This is a genomic window from Streptomyces sp. NPDC003697 (assembly GCF_053587115.1).
In genome coordinates, this window is record NZ_JBSFNN010000001.1 from 134,472 (window position 1) to 150,402 (window position 15,931).

The following is a 15,931-nucleotide window of genomic DNA, read 5'->3' on the forward strand; positions in this document are numbered from 1 at the left end:
CGTGCGCCTCTCACGCCATCGGTCCCACGAGCAGCCATTGCCACGACTCCTTTCCGAACACGGTCTGTTCGCCGCCCGTCGAGCCGATCTCGACGGGCGTTCCGTCCGGGCCGGTCACGGTGCCGGTCTCCGGGTCGTACGGGGCCACGAACGCGGCCTGGTCGGTGCTGTACCGACCGGTCGTCGCGCCGGGCGCGTTCTGTGCTCCGCGCACGGACGTCTTGCTGCCGCGCGGTACCGTGCAGCGCGCGGCGGTGTTCGCCGGGCGCGTGCGGGTGTCGGCGGGGTCGCGCCGCTGGGTGCCGTAGCCCTGGGTGCACGCGGGAGGGTCGTCGGCGTTCACGACCAGTCCGAAGTGGGTGGTGCCGTCGCCGGGGATGACCGTGTAGCTGCCCGCGACCGTGAGCGGAAGCGTGACCAGGGCCTGTTCGACGCCGGGCAGCCGGGCCACGGTGATCTGGCCGCCGCTGATGAGGTTGGCCAGCAGGACCGGCACGTGCGGCCGCGTGGACTTGAGCAGGGAGTCGACCTCCAGCGTGGCGGGCGCGGTGTTGCCGATCAGCCGGCGCAGATCGCCGTCGCTCGACTTCAGCTGCGCGGTGAGGGTGGCGAGATCGCGGGAGAACGACTTGATGGCGGAACCTTGGTCGGCCTGTGTCTTGAGCACCGTCCGCGAGTCCTTGATCAGCGAGACCGTCTGGGGGAGCGATGCGGATGCCGACTCCACCAGCGCGTCGCCGGAGTCCACCAGCCGGCTCAGGTTCGGTCCGGTGCCGGCGAACGCCTTGCCCAGCTCGCCGACGGTGACGTGAAGGTCGTCCTTGCCGACCGAGTTGACCAGCCGGTCGAGGCTGAGGACCAGGTCGGTGACCGGCAGCGGGGTCCGGGTGCGGCTGCGCGGGATCGGGCTGCCGTCCACGAGGTACGGCCCGCCCGACCGCCGTGGCTGGAGGTCGACGTACTGCTCGCCCACCGCCGAACGGTCGGCGACCACCGCGACGGTGTCGGCCGGGATCCTCGGGGCGTCGTCCTCGATCTTCAACGCCACCGAGACCCCGGACCCAGTCAGCCGCAGATCGCCCACGCGGCCCACCGGCACCCCCCGGTAGGTGACCTCGGCACCGGGGAAGACGCCCCCGGACTCGGCGAAGTCGGCGCGCACGGTGTACCCGCGGTGCAGGATGTCGTCCACCAGGCCCGTGTACCGGGCGCCGACGTACGACACCCCGAGGGCGGTGACGGTCGCGAAGGCGAGCAGCTGGGCCCTGACCGTACGTGTGATCACGGCAGTATCCCCTTCAGCATCAGCTCGGCGAGGTCGGGATCGATCCCCGGCGGGAGGCGGCGCGGGCCGCTCCCGGTGCCGTAGGCAGCGGTGCATACCGGCGGGCACAGCAGGGTGCTGCCGTCCGAGGGCTTCGAGGGCACGGCGGGCGCGGAGGGTGCGGAGGGTATGGGGGGCACGGACGGGGTGCCCGGCAGGGACGGGATGGACGGGAGAGGGGTGGGAGTGGGGAGCCCGGGAAGATGCGGTGTCCCGGGGGCCGGGGACTTCCCGCCCTTGCCGGGCTTGCCGGTGACGTTGCCGTAGAGGTTCGCCAGGTCGAGGTCGGCGGTGATCCTCAGGTTGACGTAGTCGCCCTTGACGGCGTCCGTCGCGTTGCGCGGGAACGGGTAAGTGGTGAGTATCTCGAGCGAGTTGGGCAGGTCTTCGCCCGCCTTGTTCAGTTCCTGCAGGATGGGCTGGAGCTTCTGCAAGTTGGCGACGGTGTCGTCGCGGGAGGCGTTCACCACCTCGGTGCCGGTCCTGCCGAGCCTGGACAGGGCGGTGAGCATCTTCGTCAGGTCCTTGCGCTGGTCGGCGAGGGCCTTCAGGGCGGGCGGCATGGTGTCGACGGCCAGGGCGATCGTCTTCTTCTCCTTCTTCAGCCGCTTTGCGAGCCGGTCGACGCCGTTCAAGGCGCGCACGATCTCCGCCCGCTGGTCGTCAAGGCCGCCGAGGAACACGTCGAGCTGCTTCAGCAGGGACTTGACCCGGTCCTCGCGGCCACCGAGGGCCTTGTTCAACTCGACGGTGATCGTCTTCAGCTGGGCCACCCCGCCGCCGTTGAGCAGTGCGGACAGGGCCGACAGCACCTCCTCGACCTCCGGGTTGCGGCCGCTGCGGGACAACGGGATGCGGTCACCGTCGCGGAGTCGTCCGACGGGCCGCGTGCCGGCCGGCGCGGACAGGGCGACGTACTTCTCGCCGAGCATGCTGGTCTGCCTCAGATCGGCGACCGCGTTGCCGGGCAGCTTCACCGAGTCGGCGATCCTGAGCCGCACGCGGGCGTGCCAGCCGTCCAGTTCCACCTTCTCGACCGCGCCGACGGTGACGTTGTTGACCTTGACCGACGACTGCGGCACCAGGTCCAGGACGTCCCGGAACTCGACGGTGACGTGGTAGGCGTGGCCGTCCGAGGCGGCGCCGCCGGGGAGCGGGACGTCGTACCAGCCGTTGAATTCGCAGCCGGTCAGCAGCAGCGAGCCGACCGCCGTCCATGCGGCCACCCGCGCCTTGCGCTGCAGGCTCATGCCGGTTCCCCCAGAATGCCGCCGAGGGTCTTGTCGACCGTGCCCGTCGACGCCGGGGGCGACGGAACCCTGGGCAGGGACTCGAAGAGCTTCTTCAGCCCCGCGCAGTTGTCGTGGTCCTCGCCGGTCGCCTTCAGGATCGAGCAGAGGAGGGATGAGGGATCCTGCGGGGCTTGCGCGTTGTTGCGGGTGTCGAGGGTGCCGGCGGCAGGGTTGTAGGCGTTCTGCAGGTTCGACAGGCCCGTGGGGGCAACGGTCAACAGCTCCTCCAGAGCATCCCGTTGGGTGACGAGGACCTCGGTGACCTTGGCCAGGCCCTGCACGTCCGAGGTCAGCGCCTTCTTGTTGGCCTTCACGAAGCGGGACATGTCGCCGAGTGCGGCGGCCAGGTACTTCAGCGCGGCCGCGAGGTCCTTGCGCTCCCCGGCGAGTTGCCCGGCCACGTCGGCGAGGTCGGTGTTGAACGACCGCACGCTGGTGTCGTCCGCCGCCAGCGCGGCCGTGAACACCTGAAGGTTCCGTACGGTCCCGAACAGGTCACCGCGCCCGTCGGACAGCGTGGTGACCGCCTGCGACAGGTCCTCCACCGTCTGGTGGAGGTTCTCGCCCTGCCCCTGGAGGTTGTCCGCGCTCACCCCGAGCAGCCGGGACAACGAGCCCTTGTCGTTGGCACCGTTCGGGCCGAGTGCCTCGGCGGTGGTGTGCAGGCTGTCGAAGATCCGGTCCAGCTCGACGGGGACGGCCGTACGGGACTCGGGAATGACGTCTCCGTCCTGCAGCACCGCGCCCTTGCGGTACACCGGCAGCAGTTGCACGTACCGGTCGCTGACGACGGAGGAGTTGACGATGGCGGCCTGTGCGCCGGCCGGGACCTTGCGGCCCCGGTCGTACTCCAGCTCGACCCGCACCCGGCCGCCCTCCGGCGTGATCTTCCTGACCTCGCCGATGCGGACGCCGAGGACACGGACGTCGGAGCCGGGGTAGATGCCGACGGTGCGCGGGAAGTACGCCGTGACGCGGACGGGGCCGGGGCCCGGCCAGAGGACGACGGCGAGGCCGACGACGATCGCGAGCGCGGTGAACAGGGCCAGGAGTCTGCGGGTCATCGGGTGCCTCCCGTCCGTGGCGTGACCGGGGCGGCGACCATGTTCTGGATGTAGGAGTCGAACCAGCGGCCGTTGCCGAGGGTGTTGGTGAAGAGCCGTACGTAGGGGGCGAGCAGCCGGACGCTGCGGTCGAGGCTCGCCTGGTTGCGTTCGAGCATCCTCACGAAGGTGTCGAGGTTCTTCAGCGCGGGCCCGATCTCCTTGCTGTTGTCGTCGACCAGGCCGGACAGCTCGATGCCGAGCAGCGCGGAGCTCTTGAGCAGCTTGTGGATGGCCGCGCGCCGCCTGTCGATCTCCTTGAACAGGGCGTCGCCGTCCTTCACCAGCGCGGAGAAGTCCTTCGTGTGGTCGGCCAGCACCCCGGTGACTGAGTTCGCATGGTCGAGGAGTCCGTGCAGCGCCTTGTCACGGGCGGCGACGGTCCGGGAGATCCGGGACAGCCCCTTGATCGACGCCCGCACCTCCTCGGGGGAGTCCTGGAAGGTGACGGAGATCGTGTCCAGTGCCTTCGCGAGCCGGTCCGTGTCGACCTCCTCGGTGGTGGTCGTCAGGTCGCTGAAGGCCTGGACGACGTCGTACGCCGACACGGTCCGCCGGAGCGGGATCTCACTGCCCTGCTTCAACTGGCCGGGCCCCTTCGGGTACAGGGCCAGGTACTTCGCGCCGAGGATCGTCTTGACGCGGATCGACGCACCAGTGTCGGTACCGAACGCCGGGCGGCCCTTCACTTTGAAGGTCACCTTGACGTGGTCGCCGTCCAGGTCGACGCCCTCGACCTTGCCGACCTTGACCCCGGCGATCCGTACCTCGTCGCCCGGCTTCAGCCCGCCGGCCTCGGAGAAGGCCGCGCTGTAGGTGTCGCCGCCCCCGATCAGCGGCAGGCTGTCGGCGTTGAAGGCGGCAACGGTGAGCAGCGCGAGGACGGTGAGGCCGACGGCGCCGACGACGACCGGGTTGCTCCCCCGGCTACCGCGGGGAGAGGCCCCCATGCGGAAGGGCTTCAGACGCGGGCGCCGGATCCGGATCCTGGGCAGCTTCGGCGGCAGGACGCGCACCTTCACCAGCGGCTCGGGGCGAGGCTTGCGCCTGGGCAGCAGCCTGGGGAGTCCCGGCAGCTTCGGCGGCAGGACGCGCACCTTCACCAGCGGCTCGGGGCGGCGGACATCGCGCCGCCTGATGCGCATGCTCATCCGCCGCACCTCGCCCGCGCCACGTGCAGCTCCGGGGTGATCACCTGCTTGGTCTTCGGCAGCACGATCCGGCCGTCGAAGTCGCAGAGGTAGAAGTTGAACCACGAGCCGTACGAGGCGGTCCCCGTCAGCTTCTCGAGCTTGTTCGGCAGCCGATTCAGGACGCCCTCCACGGTGTTCTCGTTCTTGTTCAGCGTTCCGGTGAGATCGGTGAGCTGGGCGATGTCGTCCTTCAGCGGTGGACGCGCGTCCTTCAGGAGCCCCGACGTGACGTCCGTGAGGTCGCCGATGCTCACCAGCGACTCCCCGATGGGCCTGCGATCGGCGGACAGCCCCGAGATCACCCGGCGCAGCTGCGTGAGCAGCCCGGAGAAACGGGAGCCGCGTTTGTCGAGCGTCTCCAGGACGGTGTTGAGGTTGTCGATCACCGATCCGATCAGCTTGTCCCGGTCGGCGAGGGTGCTGGTGAGCGACGCCGTGTGCGCGAGCAGGCTGTTCACCGTGCCGCCCTCGCCCTGGAGGGTCCGGACGATTTCGGTGGCGAGCTGGTTGACGTCGCTCGGGCTGAGCGCGGCGAACAGCGGCTTGAAGCCGTTCAGCAGGGCGTTGAGGTCCAGCGCCGGCTGGGTCCGGGACAGCGGGATGGTGCCGCCCGGCCGCAGCCGGGCGGTGGCGTCGCCGGCGCCCTCGGTGAGCGCGATGTACCGCTGCCCGACCAGGTTGCGGTAGCGGACGACCGCGTGGGTCCCGGCGAGCAGCGGGCGGTCCGCGCTGACGGTGAACGTGACCTCCGCCAGGGTCCGGTCCTTGATCCGGATGTCGTCGACCTCTCCCACCCGCACTCCGGCCACCCGGATGTCGTCGCCGGTCTCCAGCCCGGTGACGTCGGTGAACACCGCGTGATAGGTGTCCTTGGGGGTGAAGGAGACGTTGACGATGGTGGCGGCGAGCAGCGCCGTCGCCACGATCGTGACCAGCGCGAAGAGGCTGAACTTGACCAGCGGGGCGGCGGTCTGCCGGGCTCCTGACCTGCTCATGCGACACTCACCGCCGTTCCGCGCGCGAGCGGCCCGAACAGCAGGGTCGCCACGGGCGGCACCTCGTCCGCGGGGATACCCATGACGGGAGCCACGAGCGAGCCGACGGCCCGCTGCTCAGCCCGGGTGGCGGACATGCCGGCGCCTCCTGGCTGGGCGCCGCCGGAGCCGGCGGCCGACGTTCCGTCGTGGAGGTGGGGCTTCGTCCCGGGCACCTGCGGATGCGGCAGGCCTCGGCAGTTCGGACCGGACCGCTCGCCGTACACCGGCTCCTCACCGGACCGGTACGCCCCCTGCGGCCGGACGACCTCGAGGGTGATCCGCATCTCGCCGCCCCGGAACGCGTCCTCGGACGCCTTCTCCTGCCGGACCAGGCCCTGGAACAGGCACGGGTACTCCGGAGAGTAGCGGGCGAACAGCTCCAGCGTGGGGCGGGAGACCCGGCCCAGGGTGATCAGCCGGTCGCCGTTCTCGGACAGGAAGTCGTTCGCCGTGCCCGCCATAAGGGCGGTCGAGCGCAGAGCCGACGCCAACTGGTTCCTCTTCTCGACGATCGTCCGGCTGGTGGTGACCGTGTTGCGCAGAATCCGCATCAGGTCGGGCGCGGCGTCGCCGTACACCTCGGCGACGTCCGCGAACCGCGTGATGTCCTCCTTGAGGGAGGGCATGTTCGGATTGAGGCGACGCAGATAGCTCTCGACCCGGGTCAAGTTGTCGCCGATCCGGTCGCCGCGGCCCTCCAGCGCGGTGGCGAACGCCGAGAGGGTGGCGTTGAGTTCACCCGGCTGGACCGTGCGCAGCAGCGGCAGCAGGTCGTTCATCAGCTGCTGCACCTCGATGCCGACCGTCGTGCGGTCCTGGGTGATGACGTCGCCCGCGCGGATGGGCCGGGCCGACGTGTGCGCGGCGCCGGCGGGAGCGACCAGGTCGACGTACTTCTCGCCGAACAGCGTCTTGGGCAGCAGCCGCGCGTGCACGTCCGAGGGGATGGACGACACGTACCGCGGTTCGAGCGCGATGTCGAGGGTCGCCTTCGTGCCGTCGGAGTGCACCGCGCGCACCTCGCCGACCAGCAGCCCGCGCAGCTTGACGTCGGCGCGTGGATCGAGCTGGTTGCCGAGGGTGTCGGCCTCCAGGGTGATGGGCACCACGGAGGTGAACGCCTGCTGGTAGACGGCCACCGCGAGCGACAGCAGCAGCGCGAGCACGGTGAGGAACGCGATGCCGTACAGCCTGAGCCTCGTTCTGTGCGTGCGCACCGCTCTCACCCCGCTATCCGTACGGTCGTGTTGGCGCCCCAGATCGCGAGGCTCAGGAAGAAGTCCAGGACGTTGACGGCGACGATCGAGGTCCGCACCGCCCGGCCCACCGCGACGCCGACACCGGCCGGGCCGCCGCTCGCGTGGTAGCCGTAGTAGCAGTGCACCAGGATGATCAGCACGGCGAAGACGATCACCTTGCCGAAGGACCAGAACACGTCGACGGGCGGCAGGTACTGGTGGAAGTAGTGGTCGTACGTGCCGGTCGACTGCCCGTAGTAGCCGGTGGTGATGGTGCGGGCGGCCAGGTACGACGACAGCAGCCCGACCACGTACAGCGGGATCACCGCGACGAAGCCGGCGACCATCCGCGTCGTCACCAGGAACGGCAGCGAGGGGACGCCCATCACCTCCAGCGCGTCGGTCTCCTCGCTGATCCGCATCGCACCGAGCTGCGCGGTGAACCCGGCGCCGACGGTCGCGGACAGGGCGAGCCCGGCCACCAGCGGGGCGATCTCCCGGGTGTTGAAGTACGCCGACAGGAACGCCACGAAGTTGGAGGTGCCGAGCTGGTTGAGGGCCGCGTAACCCTGGAGGCCGACCTCGGTGCCGGTGAAGAAGGACAGGAACGCGATCACGCCGACCGTGCCGCCGACGACGGCGAGCGCGCCGCGCCCGAAGCTCACCTCGGCGAGCAGCCGCAGGATCTCCTTCTTGTAGCGGCGCAGGGTGCGGCCCGTCCAGGCCAGGGAGCGCCCGTAGAAGGACAGTTGCGTGCCCAGCTCTTCGAGTGAGCGCAAGGGGCGGTCGAGGAGTTCTCGGGGTCTCATCGGCTAACCCCTCTGAGGGACGACCTGGAAGTACACGGCGGTCATCACGAAGTTGGTCACGAACAGCAGCATGAAGGTGATCACCACGGACTGGTTGACGGCGTCGCCCACGCCCTTCGGGCCGCCCTGCGCCGTCAGCCCCTTGTACGAGGCGACGATCGCCGCGATGGCCCCGAACACCAGCGCCTTGATCTCCGCCGCCCACAGGTCGGACAGCTGGGCGAGGGTGGTGAAGGACGCCAGGTAGGCGCCGGGCGTGCCGTGCTGGAGGATGACGTTGAAGAAGTAGCCGCCCGCGACACCGACCACCGAGACGAGGCCGTTGAGCAGTACGGCCACGACCATCGACGCCAGCACCCGCGGTACGACGAGCCGGTGGATCGGGTCGATGCCGAGCACCTGCATCGCGTCGATCTCGTCCCGGATCTTGCGTGCTCCGAGGTCCGCGCAGATGGCCGTGCCGCCCGCGCCCGCGATCAGCAGCGCGGTGACGATCGGCGAGGCCTCCCGCAGCACGGCGAGCACGGACGCGGCCCCGGAGAAGGACTGGGCGCCCAACTGCCGGGTCAGGCTGCCGATCTGCAGGGCGATGACCGCCCCGAAGGGGATCGAGACCAGGGCCGTCGGCAGGATCGTGACGCTGGCGACGAACCACGCCTGCTGGATGAACTCCCGCGCCTGGAAGGGCCGTCGGGGCAGGGACCGGACGACGTCCAGCGCCATCGCGAACAGGTTGCCCGATTGGCGGAGGGCACCTGTCGGGGAGAGCCTCATGGGCTCGTCACCCCCGCCCCGTGCAGTTCCGCCTCGCGTCTGGCGATCGCCTCCCAGCGGGGCGGGCGGGTGATGCCGGGGCCGGGCAACAGGCGGGGAGCCGGCGCGCCGGCCGGACCGTCCTCGTCGATCTGGGCCAGCTCCTGCTCGACCTGGGCCGCGTCCTTCTCCTCGGCCATGCCGATCGGCCCCTGCATCCGGCCGTTCAGGAACTGCCGTACGACCGGCTCGTCGCTGGCCAGCAGCTTCTCGCGAGGCCCGAACATGACCAGCTCGCGCCGGAACAGCAGCCCGATGTTGTCCGGGACCTGGCGGGCCGAGGCGATGTCGTGGGTGACGATCAGGAACGTCGCGTCGATCTGCGCGTTGAGGTCGACGATGAGCTGGTTGAGGTAGGCCACGCGGACCGGGTCCAGGCCCGAGTCCGGCTCGTCGAACAGGATGATCTCCGGGTCGAGGACCAGGGCGCGGGCGAGCCCGGCCCGCTTGCGCATGCCGCCGGAGATCTCGCCGGGCAGCTTCCCCTCGGCGCCGAGCAGCCCGACCATGTCCATCTTCTCGAGGACGATCCGCCTGATCTCGCTCTCGGACTTGCGGGTGTGCTCGCGCAGCGGGAAGGCGATGTTGTCGTAGAGGTTCATCGAGCCGAACAGCGCGCCGTCCTGGAACAGCACGCCGAACAGCTTCCGCACCTCGTACAGGTCGCGCTCACGGAGCCTGGTGATGTCCCGGCCCTGGATCGTGATGGAGCCCCGCTCCGGCTTCAGCAGCCCCACGAGCGTCTTGAGGAACACCGACTTGCCCGTCCCCGAGGGGCCGAGCATCACCGAGACCTCCCCGGCGGGCAGGGTCAGCGAGACGTCCTGCCAGATGACCTGGTGGCCGAAGGACTTGGTCAGCCCTTCCACACAGATCTCGACACCCATCCGGTTCCGCCCTTCGCCCGTGGAGCAGCTCTGACACCTGCTCTACGCGGAGGGGAGGGGCGTCCGTCGCGGCGGACGAAGAATTTTTTCGGACACGTGTACGGGGCGTTACGGCAGCTTCGGCGGCGATGTGCGCGAAGGCGTCCTCGGGGTGGGGAGGGAGAGCGGAGCGGCCGGTACGACCGAGGCCGGACCTGCCGACGAGAGCGACGGGGCGGCCGACCTCGTCGGCAGGTCCGGCACGGTGGGCAGGCCGAGCACCTTCGGCGCTTCGGGCACCTGCGGAACCTGCGGCGCCGACAACCCCGAGAGCGTGGACGCGGACACGTCAGGCAGGGACGGCACCGGCACCGGCGGCAGGGACGTTTCTCCGGTGGGTGAGGGCGTCCGGCCCGAGGCCCCGGCCGCCGGGGACGAGGGGGCAGGCGTCCCGGGGGCGAGCCCCCGGGACGCGGCCTCGCCACCCGGGACCTGCGCGTCGCTGGACGCGGCCGGCCGCGGCGCCCGACCGTTTCCCTTTCCGCCCCCGTCGAGCGCGTACGGCAGCACGAGCCCCGCCACCACCAGGGTCGCCGCCGTGGAGGTGACCGCGACAACCTGGGCGTGGCCGCCCCCGCGCAGCCGGCCGCGCCCGATCAGGAACAGCACCAGCCCGAGCGTCCCGGCCAGCGAGGCGCGCAGCGTCCGCCGGGCCCGGGCGAGCAGCGACTCGACGGTCCGGTAGCTGAGCCCCATCCGGACCGCGACCTGGCTCACGTCCAGGTCCTCGGACCTCAGCCGGAGCGCCTCCGCCTGCCGAGCGGGCAACTCACCACTGCGCACAGCGAGCCACTTCGCCTCGGCCCGGTCGCACACCGCCTCCTCGACGGGTACTGGACCCGGCGCGACGAGTGTGGGACGGCTGCCGACCTCGGCCTCGCGGTTGACCTGCCGGTACCGGTCGACACACAGCCGCATCGTCACCGTCGTCAGCCAGGCGCCGAGCCGCTCGTCGTCGAGGTCCGGGCGCTCCGCGGCCCGCAGCATCGCCTCGTGCACGGCGTCCTCGGCGTCCTCCTGGCTCATGGAGCGCCGCCGGGCCACCTTGAGCAGCTGCTCGCGATGGCTCCACATCCGCTGCCAACGCTCGTCGGTGGCCGCTGTGTCCGCAGACATGTCAGTCGCCATGAGGGCCCCTTCGCACTTACCCGCCGGTCCTGTGCTTCCGACGGCGGCGACATTACCGCCGAGTAGTGGCAGTTGTGGAGGGGGCGGGGCCCATCATGTTCCGGCCGTTGGCGGTGGTCAGCGGCCCCGCGTCGGGTAGCACGCCGCCGGGCAGAGTGAGGGTCGGTTCGGGCACGGGAACGAGCGGCGCCCCGGACTCCTTCGGGAGGCCGGCCCTGGGGGACGGGCTGGGAGAGGGTGAGGTGGGCGGCGTCGACGGCGTGCGCGAAGGACCAGGACCCGCCTTCCGGTCGCCCGACGGCTTCCGCGGCGAGGGCTTCGGGCGGGACGTCTCCGGCCGCTCCGACCGGGATCCGTCGAACGCGTCCGGCATCACCCGGTGTCCGGTCAGGTAGTACGCGTACCACGCCTTGACGGTGCGCAGATAGGCGTCCGAGTGGTTGTAGCCCAGGATGGCCCGGTCCAGGTCGGCGGGGTTCGACAGGTCCCGGCCGCCTGCGCACAGGTAGCGGCCGGCGGCGAGCGCCGCGTCGTAGACGTTGTTCGGGTCCCTCCGTCCGTCGCCGTTGCCGTCCGCGCCCCAGCGGGCCCAGGTGGACGGGATGAACTGCATCGGGCCGACCGCGCGGTCGTACACCGCGTCCCCGTCGTACGCGCCGCCGTCGGTGTCCGCCACGACGGCGAATGCGCCGCCGGTCAGCCGCGGGCCGAGGATGGGCGTCACGGTCCTACCGTCCGGGGTCACCCGGCCACCCCGTGCCTGCCCGGACTCCACCTGACCGATCGCGGCCAGCAGCTGCCAGCGCAGCCGACAGCCGGGCGCGCTGCGCGCCAGCTCCTGTTCGGCACGCCGGTACGCGGTGAACAGGCTCGCGGGCAGGGCGCCGCCGCCCCTCGCTCCCTGTGCCGAGCCGATCTTCCGTGTCCGCAGCGGGGGAAGGGCGGTGCGGTACGGGGTGTCGCCGGACACGCTGAGGCCGTGCTCGGCCGTTGCCGCACTCGGCACGGGCTCCGCAGCCTCGGCCGAGACGGCCCTCGGCGCCTGCGACGCGGTCAGCACGGCCATCGCCGCCGCCGCGATCGCCGTACTCCTGGCACCCTTCAGTGCCCCCTCGAGTGAACGCGCTGTCACTGTGCAGCCCCCTCCGTGGGTGAATCCGTCGTCTGCTCTACGCGGCCGGAGGGCAGGTCCGTCGCACGGAACCGGCGGGATCGGGCGGGCGCCACTTCGGGAGCGGGCACACATGCGTGGCCGTCAAGGTCTCACCAAGCGGTGGAATGCCACCGTGATTGCTTGGATGTGACGTAGCGTGATCCCCAGCTGGGGCTTTCTGACGAGGACTTGTGATCGCGGGTCGAGCCGTTGCTGCCCGTCCGGCAGCGTCGGCATCGGTACCCCGGCCGGAAGGCGCTGGGTGACCGCAGGGTGCTGCGCCGCCTCCTCTTCGTCCTCTCCACCGGCATCCGGTGGGAGTGGTTGCCCGCCGAGCTGGACTTCGGCTCAGGCATGACCTGTGGGCGCAGGCTGCGGGACTGGGACAACGACGGTGTCCGGCAACGGCTGCACGGGGTGCTGCGGGCCGCCGACCGCTTGGATTCGTCGAGGGCGGTGATCGACAGCTCCCACATCCGGGCGCTCAATGGCGGCCCAAAACCGGCCGGAGCCCGGTCGACCGGGGCCGACCGGGCTCCAAACACCCTGTGATCAGCGACGCCACCGGCATCCCCGGGGGCCGGGGCGGGGCCGGTGTGCGGCCGCCCGGCCCGAGGGAGCGGGCCGGGCGGCCGGGCAGCGCGGCGGGTCAGGACCGCGCGCGGCGCAGCAGGGCGTAGCCCGCGCCGGCGAGCCCCGCGGCTGCGGCCGTCTGCGCCACGTGGTGCCGGCTCGCCCACAGCTGCGGGCTGAAGGCGTGTGCCCGGTCGTCGAAGGCGCCGTGCGTGCCGTAGTCCTCCTCCGCGTCCGCCGGCTCGAAGAGGTTGCCGTCGCCCTGGGTGGGCGGGAGGGCGTCGGTCTGCTGGGAGTCGAATCCGGTGCGGGCGAGGTAGCGGTCCAGCAGCCCCGGCACCACGGCGTTGGCCAGGACTGTCGCCACCGTCGAGGCACCGACCCAGTACTCGCGCCGCTGCGGGTGGTCGGCGGCGCGCAGCACGGCGCGCGCGGCGACCTCCGGCTGGTAGATCGGGGGCACGGGCTGGGCGTGCCGGGGCAGGTGCGTGCGCAGCCAGGTGAACTGCGGGGTGTTGACGGCCGGCAGCTGGACCATGGTGACCCGCACCGCGGACCTGTCGTGCAGGAGTTCGCAGCGCAGGGACTCGGTGAAGCCCTTGATGGCGTGCTTGGCACCGCAGTACGCGCTCTGCAGCGGGATGCCGCGATAGGCGAGGGCGGACCCGACCTGCACGACGGTGCCGCGGTCGCGCGGCAGCATGTACCTCAGGGCGGCCCGGGTACCGTGCACGTAGCCGAGGTAGGTCGACTTCGTGGTCTGGAGGAACTCCTCTTCCGACAGGTCCATGAACCGACCGAAGGCCGCGGTGAAGGCATTGTTGACCCAGACGTCGACCGGGCCGAGTTCCTCCTCGACGCGGTGAGCCGCCTCCTGCACCTGGTGCGGCTCGGCCATGTCGGTGACGACGGGCAGCGCCTGCCCGCCCGCCTCCCGGACCTCGGCCGCCGCCGCGTCCAGGCCCGCCCGTCCCCGCGCGAGCAGCGCCACCCGCGCCCCGCGGGCAGCGAACATCCTGGCCGTCGCCCGTCCGATGCCGGCGCTGGCCCCGGTCACGACCACCGTCTGCTGTCCCGTCGTGCGGCTCATCCGCCCTCCTCCTGCGTCGTGTGTCCGTCGGTTCGGGTATCGCGTTCCCCGTGCCGGAAACGGGTCCCGGGCCGGGGGTCGACGCTCCGCCGAGAAGGAGTGGCGGACCGTGGACCGCCCCCACGCCCGGTGCGGCCGCGGTCCGGGCGGGAGCGGCGGGGAGCGCCGGGTGCCGGGAGGGGGGCGGCGGGTTCGGTGGCCGTCCCGGCGGGTGCCCGCGGCCGGGTGTCGACGGTGCGGGCCCGGGTACGCGGGGGGGCAGCGGATGCGGTACGGCAGGGGAGTGAAGCGATGCTGATGGCGAGCCCTGTGGTGTTGCGCAATCTGGTGGAGCAGTACGAGGCCCTGGCGGCCCTGCACGCCGAGAGGGGCGGTGTGCAGGCGCGGCAGCGGATGGAAGACGTGGCCTACACGCTCTGCGTCTCGACCGGGGTACGGGACGTGGACGGCGCCCTGGCCGCTGCCCGCCGGCAGCTCGGCTCCGGTTCCCCCGGTGTCACCCCGTCGGTCACCTGACGCGGGATGGCGGCGCGAGGGGCCACACGGACACCGGCGCAGCGCTGCGCCGGCTGATGCAGCCCAGCCACACGGTGGCCCCGGAGCAGCTGCCCGGACTCCTCGCCGAGCACGCCGCCTGCGGGTTCGGCCTGCCGATCGTCGAATGCCGGGCCCAGCTCGAACCAGGCGACCGCTCCCTGCTCTGCACCGACGGCATCGTCGAGGCACGCGACGCGGACGGACGGCAGTTCGGCCCCGGCCACTGCGTCGACTTCATCGTCCGCCACCACTCCGGCCACCGGACCCCGCGCCGTCCGCTGCACGCCGTCGGGGAACACCACGCGGGCCGCCTCGACGACGTCACCGTCCTGCCGGCCGAGTGGCGCCGGCCACCAGGACAAGCACACCCCCTGACCCTGCCGGCCCCGCCGATCCCGCGGGAGGCGACGGCCTTGACCAGTGACTCCTCCGCCCCCGGCGGCCGCCCCGCTCCCCCGGCGCCGCGATCGAAGGTGTTTGGGCGGGCCGGGTCGCGGGACTTGCTGCGTGGGGCACCCTGAAGCAGACGGGGCGACGCCGGGCGCGAGGAGCCGTGACCGCCCGGGTGGAGCGCGCCGGTTCCCCGCCGGGGCGGTGCGCGGCGAGCGAAAGGCCGCTGATGATCACCGTTGGTGTCGAAGAGGAGTACCTGCTGATCGAACCGGTCACGGGCCGGCCGGTCTCCCTGGCGGAGAAGGTACGCACCTCGGCCGATCTGGAACCCTTCGTCACCGCGCGGGAGATCCGGCCGGAACTGCTGCAGGCACAGGTCGAGGTGTCCACACCGGTGTGCGCCACGCTCGAGGAGGTCGGCGGGCACCTGCTGCGGCTGCGCCACGCCGTGGCCGGGGCGGCGGAGGCGCACGGCTGCCGGATCGTGGCCGGCGCCACGCCGCCGCTGCTGCAGCGTCTGCCGCTGCCCGTCACCGACCAGGCCCGCTACCGGTCTCTGCAGCGGCAGGCCCCGCAATTGGTGGCCGAGCAGGTGGTCAACGGCATGCACGTGCACGTCGCCGTCCCCAGCCGGCAGGCGGGCGTGCAGGTGCTCAACCGCGTCCGGGGGTGGCTGCCGGTGCTGACCGCGATGGCGGCCAACTCCCCGCTGTGGCACGGCCACGACACCGGGTTCGCCAGCTGGCGCACCATCGTCTTCGGCCGCTGGCCCGTCAGCGGCCTGCCCCCGCACTTCGCCGACGAGGCCGACTACGAGATGCGGATCCAGCGGCTGCTGTCGACCGGCGTGATCGGCGACCGGGGGCAGCTCTACTGGCAGGCCCGCCTGTCCGAGCACTACCCCACCATCGAGGTCCGCTGCCTGGACGTGCAGCTGCGCTCGGACGAGGCCGTGATGCTCACCGGCCTGGTGCGCGCGCTGGTCGACACCGCGCTGCGCGAGATCGCGGCCGGTGCGGAGCAGACGGTGCCCGACCCGGAGCTGCTCCGGGTCGCGATGTGGCAGGCTGCCCGCCACGGCCTGAGCGAGGACCTCGTCGATCCTGGCGGACGCCGTGTCCGGGCCGGCGATGCCGTCAGCCAGCTCCTGACGCACATCGGTCCCGCGCTCGACGCGGCCGGTGACACCCGTGAGGTCACCTCGCTGGTGCACCGCCTGCTGCAGCAGGGCACCGGCGCGGACCGTCAGCGCCAGAGCCTGGCGGAAGGGGGCATCGACGCCGTCATCGCCATGATGATCGAGACCGGCACCATGCCGTGAG

15 protein-coding genes and 1 pseudogene are annotated in these 15,931 nt (G+C 71.7%); 4 read left to right on the top strand and 12 right to left on the bottom strand.

Annotation, left to right across the window (positions count from 1 at the left end):
* Positions 1-10 precede the first annotated feature (10 nt).
* The 11 genes from ACWDNY_RS00585 to ACWDNY_RS00635 form a co-directional block, all read right to left on the bottom strand.
* On the bottom strand, positions 11-1,285 hold the full coding sequence (locus ACWDNY_RS00585) for an MCE family protein (RefSeq protein ID WP_451643476.1): 1,275 nt from the start codon (positions 1,283-1,285) through the stop codon (positions 11-13).
* Positions 1,282-2,574, bottom strand: a complete 1,293-nt coding sequence (locus tag ACWDNY_RS00590) for an MCE family protein (protein WP_451643477.1) — start codon at positions 2,572-2,574, stop codon at positions 1,282-1,284. Before ACWDNY_RS00590 ends, ACWDNY_RS00585 begins: the two co-directional genes overlap by 4 nt.
* Positions 2,571-3,680: an MCE family protein gene (locus ACWDNY_RS00595; RefSeq protein ID WP_451643478.1), complete on the bottom strand. Its 1,110-nt coding sequence runs from the start codon at positions 3,678-3,680 to the stop codon at positions 2,571-2,573. Before ACWDNY_RS00595 ends, ACWDNY_RS00590 begins: the two co-directional genes overlap by 4 nt.
* Positions 3,677-4,669, bottom strand: coding sequence for an MCE family protein (locus ACWDNY_RS00600; protein WP_451643532.1), 993 nt, complete (start codon positions 4,667-4,669; stop codon positions 3,677-3,679). Before ACWDNY_RS00600 ends, ACWDNY_RS00595 begins: the two co-directional genes overlap by 4 nt.
* Positions 4,670-4,866: 197 nt before the next feature.
* The gene (locus ACWDNY_RS00605; protein WP_451643479.1) at positions 4,867-5,907 is read right to left on the bottom strand and encodes an MCE family protein; all 1,041 of its coding nucleotides are present in this window, start codon (positions 5,905-5,907) and stop codon (positions 4,867-4,869) included.
* On the bottom strand, positions 5,904-7,166 hold the full coding sequence (locus tag ACWDNY_RS00610) for an MCE family protein (RefSeq protein ID WP_451643480.1): 1,263 nt from the start codon (positions 7,164-7,166) through the stop codon (positions 5,904-5,906). Before ACWDNY_RS00610 ends, ACWDNY_RS00605 begins: the two co-directional genes overlap by 4 nt.
* Before the next feature lie 5 nt (positions 7,167-7,171).
* The gene (locus ACWDNY_RS00615; RefSeq protein WP_451643481.1) at positions 7,172-7,996 is read right to left on the bottom strand and encodes an MlaE family ABC transporter permease; all 825 of its coding nucleotides are present in this window, start codon (positions 7,994-7,996) and stop codon (positions 7,172-7,174) included.
* 3 nt (positions 7,997-7,999) lie between these two features.
* Positions 8,000-8,770, bottom strand: coding sequence for an MlaE family ABC transporter permease (locus ACWDNY_RS00620; RefSeq protein WP_451643482.1), 771 nt, complete (start codon positions 8,768-8,770; stop codon positions 8,000-8,002).
* Positions 8,767-9,696, bottom strand: coding sequence for an ABC transporter ATP-binding protein (locus ACWDNY_RS00625; RefSeq protein WP_432030087.1), 930 nt, complete (start codon positions 9,694-9,696; stop codon positions 8,767-8,769). The genes ACWDNY_RS00620 and ACWDNY_RS00625 overlap by 4 nt, the downstream gene beginning before the upstream one ends.
* Positions 9,697-9,804: 108 nt before the next feature.
* The gene (locus tag ACWDNY_RS00630) at positions 9,805-10,851 is read right to left on the bottom strand and encodes a sigma-70 family RNA polymerase sigma factor (RefSeq protein WP_451643483.1); all 1,047 of its coding nucleotides are present in this window, start codon (positions 10,849-10,851) and stop codon (positions 9,805-9,807) included.
* A gap of 64 nt (positions 10,852-10,915) precedes the next feature.
* Positions 10,916-11,995 carry a lytic transglycosylase domain-containing protein gene (locus ACWDNY_RS00635; RefSeq protein WP_451643484.1) on the bottom strand — a complete coding sequence of 360 codons (1,080 nt, stop codon included), beginning with the start codon at positions 11,993-11,995 and terminating at the stop codon, positions 10,916-10,918.
* Between the two features lie 231 nt (positions 11,996-12,226).
* Here ACWDNY_RS00635 and ACWDNY_RS00640 point away from each other — a divergent pair.
* Positions 12,227-12,591: pseudogene (locus ACWDNY_RS00640) on the top strand (transposase); the annotation flags it as partial.
* A gap of 74 nt (positions 12,592-12,665) precedes the next feature.
* Here the strand turns inward: ACWDNY_RS00640 and ACWDNY_RS00645 are convergent.
* Positions 12,666-13,679: an SDR family oxidoreductase gene (locus ACWDNY_RS00645; RefSeq protein ID WP_451643485.1), complete on the bottom strand. Its 1,014-nt coding sequence runs from the start codon at positions 13,677-13,679 to the stop codon at positions 12,666-12,668.
* A 291-nt stretch (positions 13,680-13,970) separates the two neighbouring features.
* Between ACWDNY_RS00645 and ACWDNY_RS00650 the strand changes: the two genes are divergently transcribed.
* The 3 genes from ACWDNY_RS00650 to ACWDNY_RS00660 all read left to right on the top strand — a co-directional run bounded on the left by ACWDNY_RS00650 (position 13,971) and on the right by ACWDNY_RS00660 (position 15,930).
* Complete coding sequence (locus ACWDNY_RS00650) at positions 13,971-14,195, top strand: DUF5133 domain-containing protein (protein WP_451643486.1); 225 nt, start codon at positions 13,971-13,973, stop codon at positions 14,193-14,195.
* Between the two features lie 56 nt (positions 14,196-14,251).
* The gene (locus ACWDNY_RS00655) at positions 14,252-14,737 is read left to right on the top strand and encodes a SpoIIE family protein phosphatase (RefSeq protein ID WP_451643487.1); all 486 of its coding nucleotides are present in this window, start codon (positions 14,252-14,254) and stop codon (positions 14,735-14,737) included.
* Positions 14,738-14,835: 98 nt separating this feature from the next.
* Complete coding sequence (locus tag ACWDNY_RS00660; RefSeq protein WP_451643488.1) at positions 14,836-15,930, top strand: carboxylate-amine ligase; 1,095 nt, start codon at positions 14,836-14,838, stop codon at positions 15,928-15,930.
* The last annotated feature ends 1 nt before the right edge of the window (position 15,931 follow it).

Coding starts and splice junctions, on each gene's coding strand:
- ACWDNY_RS00590 (WP_451643477.1), bottom strand. CDS start 2,574: ATGAGCCTGCAGCGCAAGGCGCGGGTGGCCGCATGGACGGCGGTCGGC.
- ACWDNY_RS00595 (WP_451643478.1), bottom strand. CDS start 3,680: ATGACCCGCAGACTCCTGGCCCTGTTCACCGCGCTCGCGATCGTCGTC.
- ACWDNY_RS00600 (WP_451643532.1), bottom strand. CDS start 4,669: ATGGGGGCCTCTCCCCGCGGTAGCCGGGGGAGCAACCCGGTCGTCGTC.
- ACWDNY_RS00605 (WP_451643479.1), bottom strand. CDS start 5,907: ATGAGCAGGTCAGGAGCCCGGCAGACCGCCGCCCCGCTGGTCAAGTTC.
- ACWDNY_RS00615 (WP_451643481.1), bottom strand. CDS start 7,996: ATGAGACCCCGAGAACTCCTCGACCGCCCCTTGCGCTCACTCGAAGAG.
- ACWDNY_RS00620 (WP_451643482.1), bottom strand. CDS start 8,770: ATGAGGCTCTCCCCGACAGGTGCCCTCCGCCAATCGGGCAACCTGTTC.
- ACWDNY_RS00625 (WP_432030087.1), bottom strand. CDS start 9,696: ATGGGTGTCGAGATCTGTGTGGAAGGGCTGACCAAGTCCTTCGGCCAC.
- ACWDNY_RS00630 (WP_451643483.1), bottom strand. CDS start 10,851: ATGTCTGCGGACACAGCGGCCACCGACGAGCGTTGGCAGCGGATGTGG.
- ACWDNY_RS00645 (WP_451643485.1), bottom strand. CDS start 13,679: ATGAGCCGCACGACGGGACAGCAGACGGTGGTCGTGACCGGGGCCAGC.
- ACWDNY_RS00650 (WP_451643486.1), top strand. CDS start 13,971: ATGCTGATGGCGAGCCCTGTGGTGTTGCGCAATCTGGTGGAGCAGTAC.
- ACWDNY_RS00655 (WP_451643487.1), top strand. CDS start 14,252: ATGCAGCCCAGCCACACGGTGGCCCCGGAGCAGCTGCCCGGACTCCTC.
- ACWDNY_RS00660 (WP_451643488.1), top strand. CDS start 14,836: ATGATCACCGTTGGTGTCGAAGAGGAGTACCTGCTGATCGAACCGGTC.